This is a genomic window from Klebsiella africana (assembly GCF_020526085.1).
Taxonomy (GTDB): Bacteria; Pseudomonadota; Gammaproteobacteria; order Enterobacterales; family Enterobacteriaceae; genus Klebsiella; species Klebsiella africana.
This window is the reverse complement of the sequence record NZ_CP084874.1, coordinates 734,898-751,589: the sequence shown is the minus strand read 5'-3', so window position 1 is coordinate 751,589 and position 16,692 is coordinate 734,898. Positions and strand designations below refer to the sequence as shown.

General features: G+C 55.9%; 14 protein-coding genes, 1 tRNA gene and 1 pseudogene. 8 read left to right on the top strand and 8 right to left on the bottom strand.

Annotation, left to right across the window (positions count from 1 at the left end):
- Positions 1-70 precede the first annotated feature (70 nt).
- The gene (locus tag LGL98_RS03690; RefSeq protein WP_032731250.1) at positions 71-1,324 is read left to right on the top strand and encodes a nucleoside permease; all 1,254 of its coding nucleotides are present in this window, start codon (positions 71-73) and stop codon (positions 1,322-1,324) included.
- A gap of 43 nt (positions 1,325-1,367) precedes the next feature.
- Here LGL98_RS03690 and LGL98_RS03685 read toward each other — a convergent pair whose 3' ends face one another.
- Entirely contained in the window at positions 1,368-3,506 is a 2,139-nt protein-coding gene (locus LGL98_RS03685) for an ornithine decarboxylase (RefSeq protein WP_136031439.1), read from the bottom strand.
- Between the two features lie 419 nt (positions 3,507-3,925).
- Here LGL98_RS03685 and LGL98_RS03680 point away from each other — a divergent pair, with 419 nt between their 5' ends.
- Both LGL98_RS03680 and LGL98_RS03675 read left to right on the top strand, forming a co-directional pair.
- Complete coding sequence (locus LGL98_RS03680) at positions 3,926-4,639, top strand: DUF554 domain-containing protein (RefSeq protein ID WP_136031435.1); 714 nt, start codon at positions 3,926-3,928, stop codon at positions 4,637-4,639.
- A 105-nt stretch (positions 4,640-4,744) separates the two neighbouring features.
- Positions 4,745-4,820, top strand: a tRNA-Phe gene (locus LGL98_RS03675).
- A 496-nt stretch (positions 4,821-5,316) separates the two neighbouring features.
- Here LGL98_RS03675 and LGL98_RS03670 read toward each other — a convergent pair.
- The 4 genes and pseudogenes from LGL98_RS03670 to LGL98_RS03655 all read right to left on the bottom strand — a co-directional run.
- A pseudogene (locus LGL98_RS03670) lies at positions 5,317-5,533 on the bottom strand (transposase); the annotation flags it as partial.
- 96 nt (positions 5,534-5,629) lie between these two features.
- Positions 5,630-6,223, bottom strand: a complete 594-nt coding sequence (locus tag LGL98_RS03665) for a hypothetical protein (RefSeq protein ID WP_046881922.1) — start codon at positions 6,221-6,223, stop codon at positions 5,630-5,632.
- A 705-nt stretch (positions 6,224-6,928) separates the two neighbouring features.
- Positions 6,929-7,414 carry a GNAT family N-acetyltransferase gene (locus LGL98_RS03660; RefSeq protein ID WP_136031433.1) on the bottom strand — a complete coding sequence of 162 codons (486 nt, stop codon included), beginning with the start codon at positions 7,412-7,414 and terminating at the stop codon, positions 6,929-6,931.
- Positions 7,411-7,704 carry a type II toxin-antitoxin system TacA family antitoxin gene (locus LGL98_RS03655; RefSeq protein ID WP_025710477.1) on the bottom strand — a complete coding sequence of 98 codons (294 nt, stop codon included), beginning with the start codon at positions 7,702-7,704 and terminating at the stop codon, positions 7,411-7,413. The genes LGL98_RS03660 and LGL98_RS03655 overlap by 4 nt, the downstream gene beginning before the upstream one ends.
- 647 nt (positions 7,705-8,351) lie before the next feature.
- Here LGL98_RS03655 and LGL98_RS03650 point away from each other — a divergent pair.
- Together LGL98_RS03650 and LGL98_RS03645 are read left to right on the top strand one after the other, a co-directional pair.
- A complete protein-coding gene (locus LGL98_RS03650; protein WP_168435287.1) occupies positions 8,352-9,728 on the top strand; it encodes a pyridoxal-phosphate dependent enzyme in 1,377 nt (458 codons plus the stop codon).
- Positions 9,729-9,738: 10 nt separating this feature from the next.
- Entirely contained in the window at positions 9,739-10,887 is a 1,149-nt protein-coding gene (locus tag LGL98_RS03645) for a trans-sulfuration enzyme family protein (protein WP_136031430.1), read from the top strand.
- Here LGL98_RS03645 and LGL98_RS03640 read toward each other — a convergent pair whose 3' ends face one another.
- On the bottom strand, positions 10,888-11,799 hold the full coding sequence (locus tag LGL98_RS03640; RefSeq protein ID WP_014906929.1) for a LysR family transcriptional regulator: 912 nt from the start codon (positions 11,797-11,799) through the stop codon (positions 10,888-10,890). It lies immediately after the preceding gene.
- Between the two features lie 97 nt (positions 11,800-11,896).
- Here LGL98_RS03640 and LGL98_RS03635 point away from each other — a divergent pair, with 97 nt between their 5' ends.
- The 3 genes from LGL98_RS03635 (at position 11,897) to LGL98_RS03625 (ending at position 13,318) form a co-directional block, all read left to right on the top strand.
- Complete coding sequence (locus LGL98_RS03635; protein ID WP_136031428.1) at positions 11,897-12,499, top strand: short chain dehydrogenase; 603 nt, start codon at positions 11,897-11,899, stop codon at positions 12,497-12,499.
- An 86-nt stretch (positions 12,500-12,585) separates the two neighbouring features.
- Positions 12,586-12,930 (top strand): hypothetical protein, encoded by a 345-nt coding sequence (locus tag LGL98_RS03630; protein WP_136031426.1) that lies wholly within the window; start codon positions 12,586-12,588, stop codon positions 12,928-12,930.
- Between the two features lie 199 nt (positions 12,931-13,129).
- Positions 13,130-13,318, top strand: a complete 189-nt coding sequence (locus tag LGL98_RS03625; protein ID WP_025710483.1) for a hypothetical protein — start codon at positions 13,130-13,132, stop codon at positions 13,316-13,318.
- 176 nt (positions 13,319-13,494) lie between these two features.
- On the opposite strand, the gene LGL98_RS03620 is transcribed toward LGL98_RS03625, so the two are convergent.
- A complete protein-coding gene (locus tag LGL98_RS03620) occupies positions 13,495-14,676 on the bottom strand; it encodes an aminotransferase-like domain-containing protein (protein WP_136031424.1) in 1,182 nt (393 codons plus the stop codon).
- 145 nt (positions 14,677-14,821) lie between these two features.
- Positions 14,822-16,687: a bifunctional glutathionylspermidine amidase/synthase gene (gene gss, locus LGL98_RS03615; RefSeq protein ID WP_136031422.1), complete on the bottom strand. Its 1,866-nt coding sequence runs from the start codon at positions 16,685-16,687 to the stop codon at positions 14,822-14,824.
- Positions 16,688-16,692: the final 5 nt, after the last annotated feature.

The window sequence follows — 16,692 nt, the reverse complement described above, 5'->3', positions numbered from 1 at the left end:
ATCGCATCAAAATAACGGGATTAATGTTATTTTAAAAACATTACAAGCCCACATACGTGAGGATAACTACATGAATCTTAAGCTGCAGCTCAAAATATTGTCGTTCCTGCAGTTCTGCCTTTGGGGGAGCTGGCTCACCACGCTTGGCTCGTACATGTTTGTCACGCTGAAATTTGACGGCGCGGCAATCGGCGCAGTGTATAGCTCGCTCGGTATCGCCGCGGTGTTGATGCCGACACTGCTCGGCATCGTCGCCGACAAATGGATCAGCGCCAAATGGGTATACGCCATCTGCCACCTGGTCGGCGCGTTAACGCTGTATCTGGCGGCGCAGGTCACCACGCCGGGCGAGATGTTCCTCGTGATCCTGCTTAACTCGCTGGCCTATATGCCGACGCTTGGCTTGATCAACACCATCTCCTACTACCGCCTGCAGTCGGCGGGGCTGGATATCGTCACCGATTTCCCGCCAATTCGTATCTGGGGCACCATCGGCTTTATCCTCGCCATGTGGGGCGTGAGCTTCTCTGGCTTCGAACTAAGCCATATGCAGTTGTACATTGGCGCAACGCTGTCGGTATTGCTGGCGCTGTTCACCCTGACGCTGCCGCCTATTCCGGTCGCCAACGCCCAGCGCAATCAAAGCTGGACGGAGATGCTGGGGCTTAACGCTTTTGCGCTGTTTAAAAACAAACGTATGGCAATCTTCTTCATCTTCTCGATGATGCTCGGCGCCGAGCTGCAAATCACCAATATGTTCGGCAACACCTTCCTGCACAGCTTCGATAAAGATCCACTGTTTGCTGGCAGCTTTATCGTCGAGCACGCCTCGGTGCTGATGTCGATCTCACAGATCTCCGAGACGCTGTTTATCCTGACCATCCCGTTCTTCCTCAGCCGCTACGGCATTAAGAACGTGATGCTTATCAGTATCGTGGCGTGGATGCTGCGCTTCGGCCTGTTCGCCTTCGGCGATCCGACGCCGTTCGGCACTGTGCTGCTGGTGCTGTCGATGATCGTCTACGGCTGCGCCTTCGACTTCTTCAACATCTCCGGTTCGGTATTCGTTGAGAAAGAGGTGCGCCCGGAAATCCGCGCCAGCGCCCAGGGGATGTTCCTGATGATGACCAACGGCTTCGGCTGTATTCTTGGCGGGATGGTGAGCGGCAAAGTGGTTGAGCACTTTACCGTTGAGGGGATCACTGACTGGCAAAGCGTGTGGCTGATTTTCGCCGGTTATTCGCTGGTGCTGGCCTTTGCCTTCGTGGCGCTGTTCAAATACAAACACGTCAGACAACCGACCGCCGCCCAGCAGAGCGCGTGATCGGCAAAAGTAAAACGCCCCGCCTGTTTGGCGGGGCGTTTTTTTATCCCTTCAGCACGTAGCCATACAGCCGCTTAATGCCGTCCGGATCCGTCTCGCTGTAAACCCCCTGCAGCTCCGGCGAGAAGCCCGGCAGCATATTGACCCCCTCCTCCAGCGCGAGGAAATAGCGCAGCACGGCGCCGCCCCAGACCTCGCCGGGCACCACGCACAGCACGCCCGGCGGATACGGCAGCGCCCCCTCCGCCGCGACGCGGCCTTCCGCCTCGCTCAGACGCACCAGCTCAACGTTGCCGCGAATAAACTCGTGGTTGGCATCCTGGGGATTCATCACCACCCGCGGGAAGCTCCGTTTACGGAACATTTCTTTTTGCAGGCTCTTCACGTCAAAGCTGACGTACAGATCGTGCATCTCCTGGCACAGTTCGCGCAGGGTATAGTCGCGATAGCGCACCGGATATTTGTTGTAGATGGTCGGCAACACATCGGCCAGCGGCGTATCCGCCTCAATATGCTGTTCGAACTGCCCGAGCATCGCTACCAGATGCGCCATTTTTTCGGCGCTCTCCGCCGGCGTCAGCAGGAACAGAATCGAGTTGAGATCGCACTTCTCCGGCACGATGCCGTTTTCACGCAGATAATGCGCCAGAATAGTCGCCGGAATGCCGAACTCACTGTACTCCCCACTCTCCGCGTCGATGCCCGGGGTGGTCAGCAACAGCTTGCACGGGTCGACAAAATACTGGTCGTCCGCGTAGCCTTCAAAACCATGCCAGCGCGCGTCGGGTTCGAAGCTGAAGAAGCGGCGCTCACGGGCGATCGCCTCGGTCGGGTGATCCTGCCACGGGCGCCCCGCCACCATCGGCGGAATAAAGGGCTGGATCATCTTGCAGTTGGCGATGATTGCTTTGCGCGCCTCAATGCCCAGCGCCACGCACTCGGCCCACAGGCGACGGCCGCTCTCACCTTCATGGATTTTGGCGTTGACGTCCAGTGCGGCGAACAGCGGATAGAACGGGCTGGTGGAGGCATGCAGCATAAAGGCGTTATTCAGCCGCTTGTGTGGACAGAAGCGCGCCTGGCCGCGCAGATGGTTATCCTTTTTATGGATCTGCGACGTCTGTGAGAAGCCGGCCTGCTGCTTGTGCACGGACTGGGTGACAAAAATACCCGGATCGTCCGGGGTCAGCTCCAGCAGCAGCGGCGAGCAGTCGGCCATCATCGGGATAAACTGCTCATAGCCCACCCATGCCGAGTCGAACAGGATGTAATCGCAGAGGTGGCCGATCTTATCCACCACCTGACGGGCGTTATAGACCGTACCGTCGTAGGTCCCGAGCTGGATCACCGCCAGACGAAACGGGCGGGGGGCAGTGGCTTTCTCTGGCGCCGTTTCGCGGATGAGATCCCGCAGGTAGCGCTCATCAAAGCAGCGCTCATCAATGCCGCCGATAAAGCCGAACGGATTGCGCGCGGCTTCGAGATAGACAGGCGTCGCTCCCGCCTGAATCAGCGCCCCGTGATGATTCGACTTGTGGTTGTTACGATCGAACAGCACCAGATCGCCACGGGTCAACAGCGCATTGGTCACGACTTTGTTGGCCGCCGAAGTGCCGTTGAGGACGAAATAGGTTTTATCCGCATTGAACACCTTCGCAGCGAACTTCTGCGCGTGCTTGGCCGACCCTTCGTGGATCAGCAGATCGCCTAATTTCACGTCGGCGTTGCACATGTCAGCGCGAAAGACATTTTCGCCAAAAAAGTCATAGAACTGACGGCCTGCAGGGTGCTTTTTGAAAAACGCCCCATGCTGATGCCCCGGACAGGCAAAAGTGCTGTTATCCATCTCGACGTACTGGGTCAGAGTATTGAAAAACGGCGGCAGCAGACGCGCTTCATAATCACAGGCCGCCGCCTCCAGCTCCAGCCACTCCTGATCTTTACCGGCGATCACCGCCTGCACCCCCTCTGGCCTCTCGACCACCGTCTCACTCAGCAGGTAGACCGGCAGATTAAATCCGCTACGCCTGAGGAGAGTAAGGATGCCGCTGCGACTGTCCGCCGCGGTGATGACGACTGCCGCCACATCGGTAAAATCGGTACTGTCCAGCGCCACAACGCGACGGTGGGTGGACAAGCGGGTGACCAGCTCGTAGCTGGCGGCAATGTGCATGGATTTCATAAGCGCAAATGCCCGTATCGGGAGTGTAAAAATCTCAGACAAGGGAGACCTTGCCCAACGATGTGTCCGGGTCTGACGGATTCAGCTCCGACCGCCGGACATCAGTAAAAGCAGACGCGTCCGATCTTACTGTTGCCCTACAGTGAGCATACGTGTCCTTCACCGCATAGTGGACAGAGGGGTAAGCGTAGCAAGATGAGGCAGCCCGCGCATCTGGGCGCGGCGTCGCTGGCGAGATAATGGCTGTGTCGTCATCGGCGGCCTCATATCAGGGAGGAGAAAATTCGCGCAATCATGGCACCTTTCCCGAACAGGCGCAAGATGAAAACCGTATGCACTTATATCACGGATACACAAGCTTTCACGGCGGGTTAACGTCATAATAATGCGGTTATCAGGGATATTTAACAGGAGTCAGCGTGGTTACAGGACCTTTTATTAACGCCAGCGCGGTGCTGGTCGGCGGTGTGCTGGGCGCCTTACTCAGCCAACGGTTGCCGGAACGGATCCGTACCGCAATGACCTCTATTTTTGGCCTGGCGTCATTGGGCATCGGCATTTTACTGGTCATTAAGTGCGCCAATCTGCCGGTGATGGTGCTCTCAACCCTGGTGGGGACGCTGCTCGGCGAAATATGCAATATGGAAAAAGGGATCAATGCCCTGGTCAGTAAGCTCCAGCAGCTGCTGTCAGCTAAAGGTAAGAAAAAAGCCTCGGCTCATGACTCCTATATTCAGAGCTATGTGGCGATTATCGTCCTGTTCTGCGCCAGCGGCACCGGCGTCTTCGGCGCCATGCGCGAAGGGATGACCGGCGACGCCAGCATTCTGATTGCCAAAGCGTTTCTCGACTTTTTCACCGCCACCATTTTCGCTTGCACCCTGGGCATTGCCGTCGCCGCTATCAGCGTGCCGATGCTGCTTATCCAGCTGACTCTTGCAGCCTGCGCGGCGATCATAATGCCGCTTACCACGCCAATGATGCTGGCGGATTTCAGCGCCGTCGGCGGCATGCTGCTGGTCGCCACCGGGCTGCGCATCTGCGGGATAAAAATGTTTGCGGTGGTGAATATGCTGCCTGCGCTGGTGCTGGCGATGCCAATTTCAGCGGCCTGGACGCTGTTTTTTGCCTGAAGACGCGTGCTTTTAGCGCAATGTGGTGATAGATTGTTCAGTCTGCTGCAAAACAGATAAATTTCGTTGACGAGGCGCGGCGATTACGGTTTAATGCGCCCCGTTGCCCGGATAGCTCAGTCGGTAGAGCAGGGGATTGAAAATCCCCGTGTCCTTGGTTCGATTCCGAGTCCGGGCACCACTATTTAAAGAACCCGCCTAAAAGGCGGGTTTTTGCTTTTCTGCATCCGGACTCTTCATCGAACTCCGTTCGATTATTCGCCGCACAGCGGCTCACCCCTTCGGGGCCAGCGCGACACGCGCGCTGTTCAACGCCTGCGGCGTTAGTCCGAGTCCGGGCACCACTATTTAAAGAACCCGCCCACAAGGCGGGTTTTTGCTTTTCTACGACCGGACTCTCCATCGAACTGCGTTCGATTATTCGCCGCACAGCGGCTCACCCCTTCGGGGCCAGCGCGGCACGCGCGCTGTTCAACGCCTGCGGCGTTAGTCCGAGTCCGGGCACCAAATTCATAGCAACGGACCTCCACGGAGGTCCGTTTTTGCATTCCAAGCCCGCAGAAATCAACATCTCTTCAATCCCTTAACTCCACCCAACTCAATCAACTTCAACCCGCATCATGTCCATTGCGAGGGTACAACTGAGGGTGAGCTGACTCCGCCCCGGTAGGTCTTATAGCCACAAGCTTTTTCAGCCGCTGATTTTCATCCTCCAGTTGCCGCAGACGACGCAATTCAAGTTCAGTTACGCCCAGAGCAGCGAATTTATCTTCTAATTATAAAAATGGCTTCAGAAATGCCCATCTTTCGGCAGACTTCCCCGACACAGATGCCGGTTTCGGCCTGCTTCAGTGCAAATGCAATCTGTTCTTCGGTATAACGGGTCTTTTTCATGGCGATATGCCTCTCTGTGAGATGGAAGAAAAACCGTAGACTTCAGTTTATCCTGTCACTCTTTTCTGGGAGGAGATCAACTTAAGAGCCTCGTAATTAACGTCCTGGCTTCAGATAAGGGGTGAACATCCCCTGGAAATCAGATTTTAATTCTGGGGTGATAAGAACATCTCCTGTAACTTTTCTAGATTCTTCTACACCTACCATTTGAGAGCAACCGTCCATTGCATTAAATGATCGTAAATTTTTATAAGTTGTTTCACTACACCAGGCTTCATCCACAGATTTTACAATGTTTATATATAAAAATTTTAACTGTGGCTCATTGTCACATTTATCACATCTAAAAAAAGGATACCAATAACTTCTCCCTATACCTATTAAGGTATAGCCTTTCATATATGGTATGTATGCCTTTAATATTCTATTACGAAAATCAGCATGCTGAATATCAACAAAAAAAATATCACCTTTATTTTTATAAGAAATTGTATAGTTTGTTTTTCCTGGAATATAGCCATTGCCATACGCCATTTCATTTGCCAGTCTGAAATCCATGACTATATACCCATAGCCGGGCATCTGTTTAGCATCTTGATAATCAATAGTTTTATCAAAACTTCCCGAACAAGAAACTATAAACAATGACAGAATAATACAAACTGACAACCTTGCGAGAATTGAAGGCATCTAAATTTCCCTTTAGTAATATTAGCTTCCTGTTAGCAATTATCATTCTTCGCGTTCAACATAGCAACAAATTATTACTTAGAACATGCAGGTCTATTCATCCCCTCCCCGTTTTGCCGTTTCCGGAACACAGCGTTCATAGCGGCGATAAAAATGTGATTTGCACAGCGTCGTCAATTCATTTTAATTTTATGGCTTGTCGTGACTAACTGGGCTGTTTTCACCTGTGCGGTGAATTTTGCAGGCAACCTTATCTAGTTCGCCATCGGCGACCTTTAAGCTTCCATATGCTAATTGGTGACCTGGAGCGGTAAAGGACCGCTTGACGACGCCGTAACATCGGACGATATACAATACATCCTGTGAGTCCATACAGAACATCCTTTGTCGGATTTTCCCAGCTACAGCGGGGAGCTTATTACTTAGATCTGCATCCACGTCTTTTCGCGTTCAAAGAGCTTGATAGCCAGTCACGGTACGACAAATCTGCATTACTTGGTTCAGACTGTTATGCATAAATTTGACATACAGTTGGAAGCCTTCCTGACCGTCAGTTGGGACCATAGTCACAGACTAAATAGTACTAAAATGAGCAGATGGGACCGTGGTCCCAGGTTGCTAATCTGACCGACGATACATGTGGGACTGAATCACTACGGGTTTAACAAACACTTCAGATTCTCTTGTAATTATAAATAATACCAATCAGGCATGAACCAAATCCCCCAACGTCACCATCAGCATCATCGGATCCATCGGCGACGGCTCAAACCCCACCCGCAGGTAAAAATCCCGTGCTTCATCCGACAGGGCGTGAACCAGCATCCCGCGAATGCCGATAGTCTCCGCCACCTGAATCACACGCAGCCCGGCATCACGTACCAGCGCCCGCCCGACACCTTTCCCATGTAGTGATTTCTCCACCGCCAGACGACCCAGCACCACAACCGGGATCGGATCAGGCATATTGCGGCGAAAACGACCAGGCGCAGTATTTGTCGTCACAGCGCTGGAAGCCAGTGAGTAGTACGCCATTACCTTCGCATCGTCGCAGCAGACAAACGTGCGGGATGCGCCAGAAAGCTGGTTCTTCATCGCCCGCTGTTTCAGCCAGTTATCCATCGAATCCACGCCACTGCAGAATGGAGTAAGAATATGCCCGGCGTGAAGCGGCTCAGGGGCAGAAATCATTTTTCCTGTTCCCACGGCGCAGGGGTCTGCATGGTTTTACGCAATGCGGCATTGGGCTCAGGAGCCTGATCCAGACGAGCGAGAAATTCCTGATAAGCCTGCGGATCGGCCATAATGATGCGTTGCTCAATCAACGCTTCCTCAGCGGCAGCGCGGGCGGCCTCCAGCACAAAGTCAGTGCGGTTTTTCCCTCTGGCTTTCGCCGCCCGATCAATAAGATCGCGCTCGGCGGGCTTGATGCGCAGGTTCAAGGTTTCGCGTTTCATCGTCATACTGTTTGCGGCTGGCATGGTGTTGTCCTCTTGTGTTTCTCTGGATATAAAGTATACAACATGCGTAACGCAGATGTCATTACGATAAATTTATAAGGAATCGAATCGGAGTATCGAACCGGACATGCCTTTAAACTTTCAAATCTAGTGTTTTGATTTAAAAATAAAATTATGAGTCTAACGCAGCGTTTTGATAATTAACCAAAAAACAGATTTATGATAAATTTTAATTTAATAGAGTACTGAATGTTCCCGAGTCCGGGCACCACTATTTAAAGAACCCGCCAAAAAGGCGTTTTTTGCTTTTCTATAGCCAGTACTCTTCATCGAACAACGCTAACCCGTGATTTCTCTGCTGCGCTATTCTCCTGGCCAGCCAGCTGCCACTTAACGGCAAGCGCAGACCGCCTCCCCCCATAGAATCTTTTCGCAATTACATTTTCAGATATCAAATAACACACTGATTAAAATCGCCATTTTCTCGCTAAAAGCGACTAAAAACGCCCTTTTCTGGCAATCGATCCGCCCAGGTGGCTGCCCTGCTTTCCCTCCAGATGGCCAAATAGCATCTTATATTCCATTTCGCGCTAACTGACAGAGAAATATTCTTTAAATTACCATTTTCACAGCTCTACCATGCAAAAATATCTTAAACGAGTGGGTAAATGGTTATGTCACTGTTTCATTCCGTGAGCGATCTGATCGGTCATACTCCCCTGCTCCAGTTGCATAAACTGGATACCGGCCCCTGCAGTCTGTTTTTAAAACTGGAAAATCAGAACCCGGGCGGATCAATTAAAGATCGCGTTGCGCTGTCGATGATTAATGAAGCCGAGCGCCAGGGAAAACTGGCGCCTGGAGGAACGATAATCGAAGCCACCGCCGGTAACACCGGCCTCGGCCTGGCGCTGATCGCGGCGCAGAAAAATTACCGGCTGATCCTGGTGGTGCCGGACAAAATGAGCCGCGAGAAAATCTTTCACCTGCGGGCGCTGGGCGCGACGGTGCTGCTCACCCGTTCCGACGTCAATAAAGGCCACCCAGCCTATTATCAGGATTATGCCCGCCGGCTTGCCGATGAAACCCCGGGCGCCTTTTACATCGACCAGTTTAATAACGACGCCAATCCGCTGGCCCATGCCACCTCCACTGCGCCGGAGCTTTATCAGCAGCTGGAAGGCGACATTGACGCCATCGTTGTCGGCGTCGGCTCCGGCGGTACGCTGGGTGGGCTTCAGGCCTGGTTTGCAGAACACTCGCCGAAAACGGAATTTATTCTCGCCGATCCGGCGGGTTCGATCCTTGCCGATCAGGTCGATACCGGACGCTACGGTGAAACGGGCTCCTGGCTGGTCGAAGGGATCGGCGAAGATTTTATCCCGCCGCTGGCCAGGCTGGAGGGAGTGCATACCGCGTATCGCGTCAGCGACCGCGAAGCATTCCAGACTGCGCGCCAGCTGCTGCAGGTCGAGGGCGTGCTGGCCGGCTCCTCCACCGGCACCTTGCTCAGCGCCGCCCTGCGCTACTGCCGGGCGCAAAGCCGTCCGAAACGGGTGGTGACCTTCGCCTGCGATAGCGGCAATAAATACCTGTCCAAAATGTTCAACGATGACTGGATGCGCCAGCAAGGACTGATCGCCCGGCCCCAACAGGGCGATCTCAGTGATTTTATCGCCCTGCGCCATGACGAAGGCGCTACCGTCACGGCCGCGCCGGACCACACCCTGGCCGCGGTCTTTACCCGCATGCGGCTGTATGACATCTCCCAACTGCCGGTACTGGAAGATGGCCGCGTGGTCGGCATCGTCGATGAGTGGGATTTGATCCGCCACGTACAGGGCGATCGCCAACGCTTCTCCCTGCCGGTCAGCGAAGCGATGAGCCGCCATGTTGAAACTCTCGATAAGCATGCGCCAGAGAGCGAACTGCAGGCCATTCTCGATCGCGGTCTGGTGGCGGTGATCGCTGACAACGCGCGTTTTCTTGGCCTGGTCACCCGCAGCGATGTACTGACCGCCTGGCGTAACCGAGTCGCACAATAAGGAATTTTTTATGTCATCTATCCACACCCTGAGTGTACATAGCGGAACCTTCACCGACAGCCACGGCGCAGTGATGCCGCCGATTTACGCCACCTCCACTTTTGCTCAGCCGGCGCCGGGGCAGCACACCGGCTATGAATATTCCCGCAGCGGGAATCCCACCCGCCATGCGCTGGAAACCGCGATCGCCGATCTGGAAAATGGCACGCGCGGCTACGCGTTCGCCTCCGGGCTGGCCGCCATCTCCACCGTGCTGGAGCTGCTGGATAAGGACAGTCACCTGGTGGCGGTCGATGATGTGTATGGCGGCACTTACCGCCTGCTGGAAAACGTTCGCCGCCGTAGCGCGGGTCTGCAGGTGAGCTGGGTGAAACCCGACGACCTGAAGGGGATTGAAGCGGCGATCCGCCCCGATACGCGCATGATCTGGGTGGAAACGCCCACCAACCCGCTGCTGAAGCTGGCGGATCTCAGCGCCATCGCCGCCATTGCGCGCCGCCATAGCCTGATCAGCGTCGCCGATAACACCTTCGCCTCGCCGGCGATCCATCGCCCGCTGGAGCATGGGTTTGATATTGTGGTGCACTCCGCAACCAAGTACCTCAACGGCCATTCCGATGTCGTCGCCGGCCTGGCGGTGGTTGGCGATAACTCCGCGCTCGCGGAAAAGCTTGGCTATCTGCAGAATGCGGTAGGCGGCGTGCTTGACCCGTTCAGCAGCTTCCTGACGCTACGCGGCATCCGCACCCTGGCGCTGAGGATGGAGCGCCACAGCGCGAACGCGCTGCAGCTTGCGGAATGGCTGGAACAGCAGCCGGAAGTGGAGCGGGTCTGGTTCCCCTGGCTGGCCTCGCACCCGCATCATCAGCTGGCGCGCCAGCAAATGGCGCTGCCCGGCGGCATGATTTCGGTGGTGGTGAAGGGCGATGACGGTTACGCCGAACGCATCATCAGCAAGCTGCGCTGGTTTACGCTTGCGGAGAGTCTGGGCGGCGTGGAGAGTCTGGTGAGCCAGCCCTTCAGCATGACCCATGCCTCGATCCCGCTGGAGAAACGCCTGGCGAACGGTATCACACCGCAGCTGATCCGCCTGTCGGTCGGGATCGAAGATCCTCACGATCTGATTGCCGACTGGCAGCAGGCGCTGCGGGAGGAGTGATTATTCCGATGCGCGGGTCGTTGTCAGCGCGTCGGCCATTCCCTGCTGAAGATGGGCGATAAACTGCGTCAGCTTCGGCAGGGGCCGGCGATCCTGGCGCCAGAGCAGATGCACGGGTCTCGGCTGTGGGGTCCACGCCTCCAGCACGCGCACCAGGCTGCCGCTGGCCAGCGCATCGGCCAGCAGTACCTCCGGCTGCATCAGCAGCCCGGCCCCGGCGATCGCCGCCTGGCGCAGCGCGTAGCCATCGTTGCAGCGCAAAACCGCATCGCGTTTCCAGCGCACTTCTCCCTCTACGCCCGGCAGCCGCCACTCGTTGCGGGCGGTCCAGACCGTATGGGACAGGCAGAGATGATCGGCGAGATCTTCCGGCCTCCCGGGCGTTCCGTAACGCGCCAGATAAGCCGGTGCGGCGCAGATCACCATCCGATACGGCGCCAGGTAGCGAGCCACCAGATCCTCCTGATGGATCTCGCCGATGCGGATCGCCAGATCGACCCCCTCATCCACCAGATCGACCATCCGGTTAGTCAGATCCAGTTCCACCCGAACCGCAGGCCAGGCCTGCAGGAAGGTGGCGGTCAGGGGCGCGATCACGCTGGCGCCGAACGAGGTGGGGGCGCTCACCCGCAGGGTACCGGCCGGCGCCAGCCGCAGCCGCTCAACGGCGCTTTCGGCGATGGAGACCTGCTCCATCACCCGTTTTGCTTCGTCAAAATAGACCCGCCCGGCGTCGGTGAGGCTCTGGCGTCGGGTGTTACGCTCCAGCAGACGCGTCGCCAGCTGGCTTTCCAGCTGGGCGATATATTTCCCAACCATCACCGCCGACAGCCCCAGGCGCGACGCCGCCCCGGTAAAGCTGCCGCACTCCACCACGGCAATAAACGTCTCCATCCCTCGTAATTTGTCCATATTGCTAACCTCTGGTTAGTAATGTTCTAACTTTTCGCCAGTTTATCCGAGATTCGTTTTATTAAAAAATAGCCTCTCACCTCATCAGGAGTCTGCCATGAAAATTATCGTTATCGGTGCCAGCGGCACCATCGGTCGCGCGGTCAGCGAAGAACTGAGCCAGAGACATGACGTTATCCGCGTCGGCCGCACCCGGGGAGATTATCAGGTGGATATCACCTCGCAGGAGAGCGTCGAGGCGCTATTTGCCCAAACGGGCGAAGTAGATGCCATCGTCTCCACCACCGGCAATCTGCATTTTGGGCCGTTAAGCACCATGACTGACAGCCAGTTCAATCTCGGGCTACAGGACAAGCTGCTGGGGCAAATTCGCCTGGCGCTGATCGGGCAGCACTTTCTGCGCGACGGCGGGTCGATTACCCTGGTTAGCGGCATTGTCGCGCAGGAGCCGATTGCTCAGGGGATCAATGCCACGACGGTCAACGCCGGTCTGGAAGGCTTTGTCCGCGCCGCCGCCTGCGAACTGCCGCGCGGGATCCGCATCAATCTCATCAGCCCCACTGTGCTCAGCGAGTCGCTGGCGGCCTACGGCGACTTTTTCCCGGGCTTTCCCAACGTTCCCGCTGCCGCCGTGGCGCAGGCCTATCGCCGCAGCATTGAAGGGGTTCAGACCGGACGCATCTACCCGGTCGGCTACTAGCCTGTGCCGGCCCGCCGGGGCCGGCGCTTACATCAGGCCGTCGTTGCAGGTACACTGACGGCTGATTGTCTCCGGCCGAAAAACTGATGTTGAAAAAATTATCCTTAATTATCCCGCTGCTGGCGCTTATCGCGCTGCTGGTCTGGTGGTTCACCCCGCATTACACCGAGGAAGACGAAGCTTACTACCGGGCTGTCTTTTGCGTAATCGATCATGAGGACAGCCGCCAGTTCCTCGACGATATGCAGAATATCGTCGAGGGGGGAAATTCAGACTATGCGTTGCATAAAACCCATTACCTTCCGGCGCTGGGGCAGCGGATGCTGGATACCTGGCGCCAGCTCAGCCCGCAGGAACAGCAGGCGCTGCGTCAGGACCGGCAGCGCTGCGACGAGATATTGCGCGAAAAACAACAGGGGAAATCATCCTGACGAGTTGGCAAAATTGCAGCATATCGCCAGCGTCGAATAAGATTGTGCTATTGATGACCGGATCGCTGTCACAAAATATCCGGTCGTCGTCGCGTCACAGTACGACGTTTTTTCTGCGGCGGAATACGATAAAAAGTAGTTGATCTGGTACGAACTAACTCTTATTTTGCTTCACAGTTTTCAAAATGAGATAAAACTGATGCCTGTCATTATTGCCAGTAGTGTTAAAGAAGCCAAAGCGTTAATTAACGGTGGGAAGTACAGGGAAATTATTCTTAACTTCGATATTGATGCCGATGACTTTTTCTCTCTCGCCAGCCACGCCGCTGGAACAAAAATCTCTATCTCCGATCGAAACAATATCTCTCCGGTAAAACCAGAAAAATAATTAACCCGCGAGGGACGTCTATGTTGTTGTTTATTGGTACCTTTGCGCTGGCTTTTCTCGCAGCGCTGATGCTGGTCTGGCTCGATGACCGGATCGCCGAAACGGATTGACCCTGCGCTGGACGTTAACGTCACGCGGAGCTGTGCGCCGCCGAGAAGCGGCGCACAGCAGGGTCGTTACAGGGAGGCTGCCAGCCGCTCAACGGCCGTCAGCAATCCGGCTTCTGACACCGTGGAGTAAGAAAGGCGCAGGGTACGGGTATCCGGCTTATCGTGATAGAACGCTTCACCCGGGACGTACACCACGCCGTTTTCCAGCGTTTTCTTCATCCATTCCATAGTATCGAACGGATAGCGGAAACGCGCCCACAGGAACATTCCCCCCTGTGGGCGGCTGAATTCCAGGTGCTCGCCAAGGCGGCTTTCCAGCGCATCGGCGAGCGCCACGCACTTCTTGCGGTAGTCTTCGCGAATCAACGCAATCTGGTTCTCCAGCCGGTTCAGACTGAGGTATTCCGCAGTGATCACCTGCGACAGCATATTGGTATGCAGATCCGCCGCCTGCTTCACAATCACCGTCTGCTGCGCCAGCCAGTCCGGCATGACGATCCAGCCGATACGCATCCCCGGCGCGAGGATTTTCGAAAAGGTCGAGGTGTAAACCACCTGATCTTCACAGCCCAGCTCGACAGCGTGCTGATAGAGCGGGCGTCGCACGGCGTCTGTAAAGCTAATTTCGCCGTAGGGATCGTCTTCCAGAATGACGAAATCATATTTTTTCGCCAGCTCAACCAGACGGCGACGACGCGCCTCGCTCAGCGTTTTGCCGCCAGGGTTGCCAAACGTCGGCACCAGGTAAACGGCTTTGACGCGGGTGGTCTCCAGCAGGTCGGCCAGTTGCTCCACCAACATCCCGTCATCGTCGGTGTCGACGCTGAGGATATTGGCCTGCGCCAGCTGAAATACCTGCAGCGCCGCCAGATAGGTAGGACGCTCAACGACGATAGTATCGCCCGGATCGAGCAGCGTACGGGCAACGATATCCAGCGATTGCTGGGAGCCAGAGGTGATATAGACCTGGGCGGCTGAACAGGCGACGCCACGGGACTGGCAAATTTCACTCACCGCCTGGCGCAGTGGCGGGTAGCCTTCCGTCAGACCGTACTGGAATGCGTCATTAAAACGCTCGCTCATCACCTTCTGCACCGCCTGCTCCAGGCCTTCGGTATCAAACAGTTCCGGGGCCGGGATGCCGCCGCCAAGCGAGATCACGCCGGGCAGTTTACTGTGCTTGAGAAGTTCGCGGACGGCGGAGGGCTTGAGTTCACCCGCGCGGGCGGCGAGACGCCGATCGTGCATACTATTTTCCTTTTCTGTCTTGTTGTTGTGTTAATTATCTTTGCGTTATGGCAGGTGCTCCCCGGCGGCGCTTACCATGCCGGGGCTATCCTTTTCAGTACGTTGTCACCGGGACAGGGGTATGCCGCTACCCGGGTTTCGCACGTCATGCTTTGTCTTTCAAAACGATTAACGGCTCGATATCGCTCTCTTTTTTCACCACCAGCGACGAATCGCCGCGCAGGCAGGTACCGCCGTAGTTACCGCCGACGGTAAACGTGCACACCTGAATGTACTTACCGTCCACTTTCGGCAGGCACCACAGCTGCTGGTAGATATTCTTGCGATCGACAAACTGGCCGCTGGTCTTATCCAGGAGTTCATCCTGAGGGCCGATCAGGTCGATATTGTTTCCGCAGCGCCCGGAAATAGGCTTCACCGCATAGCCGGTTTTCACCAGCTCGTCGTTAACCTCAAAATCGGTATCCAGCAGATAGCGATGATGCGGGAACAGCGACCACAGCACCGGCAGAATGGCTTTGTTGCCGGGGATCACCGTCCACAGGGGTTCGAATACCAATACTTCAGGACGCAGCAGGACGTCAATCAGCCGCACCTCATTCTGCGGATGTCCGGTACGAATCGGTACCGCCGCGTACTCCTCAGCGCTGACTTCGCGCACCTGCTCAATGGCGGTTTCCCATGCCCAGGTTTTCCAGACGCAGTTGACTAGCCGCCCGTCGGCGTCGATCAGCTGGCCGGCAGCGTCCCAGCGCAGCTCATCAAGGCCAAAGAGAATTTTGCTCTCAAAACCGGCCTGGGTCAGCGAACGCTGGATAAACTGCGCGTGGTAGTTCTCTTCCAGATCCTTGTCCTGCATGATGTGGACGAAGGGCCGCGCCCGGCTGTGTTTCCACGCCCCCGCCAGCTCATCGAGCAGACCTTCCGCCGGATTGTGGCCGGTGCCGTAGTAGCCCTGCTTCAGCCACTGTTCGAGGATCAGCCCGCCTTCGGTATGGCAGGAGGCGGAATCGGCATTGTACTCGTACACCTTCAGCCCGCGCTCGTCCATGCAAAAATCCATGCGCCCGGTGATCATATGATGACGACGGCGCTGCCAGGAGAGACGCAGGCGCGGCCAGAGAATTTTCGGGATATCAAACAGCGCCAGCAGGTTATCATCCTTCATTACCTTATCGGTGGCGTGCAGATACATCAGGTGCAGCTCGTTGGTGGCTTTAATCAGCTCCTGTTCGGCACTTTCGCTGATGGTGAAATACTGATAGGGATCCTGGTTGATGAAATGGCCGTTGGCCGCCACGTAGGCTTTCTGCAGCGGGTCTTTCTCGTTCAGCCATTTACCGCGGAACTGGCCGTTGTTTGGCAGCCGCGCGCCTTTGATCGCCATCGCCTCGCCCGGCAGCACCGGCTGCGGCAGGCTGTGTTCGGTATCGGCGGTCTGGATCATCCAGCCTAAAATTTCGGTATCGGCAAAGGTATCTTTGATAGTGTACTGGCCGTCGTTGACCTCGAGGGTCAACTCGCGGGTCCACTGCTGGCCCTGCGGCAGCGGCGAGTGAATGACGTTCTGCTCGGCGATACGCACCTTATTGCCGACAAGCTGGGTGATCACCGCAACGTGGCCGGTGTGCTTAAACTCGCCGCCCTTCTGCCAGATCAGCAGCGAACCAGCGATCGGCGGACGGCGGGAGCCGTTGGCGAAGGCCTGCAGCGGCAGAATGTTGTCATTGACCACTTCGCGCAGGAAACGCAGGGAGAAGATTTCATAGGCCATCCCCACATCGGTGAAGACAAAGCCGTAGGTCAGGAACAGAAAGCGGCGCGCAAACTCCACGCACTGCCATTTATGCCCCATATACTCATTGCCGATGTAGCTGCGAAACGTCGCGTCATCCGGGTAGTCCTGCGGATTTAAGCTACTGTAATTCGATGAATAAATCGCTACGCCGCCGGGCGCGTAGCCTAACAATGTCCCAAACGGGGCGTCACTGCTTGTCGATCCTTTGCTCATTTAGC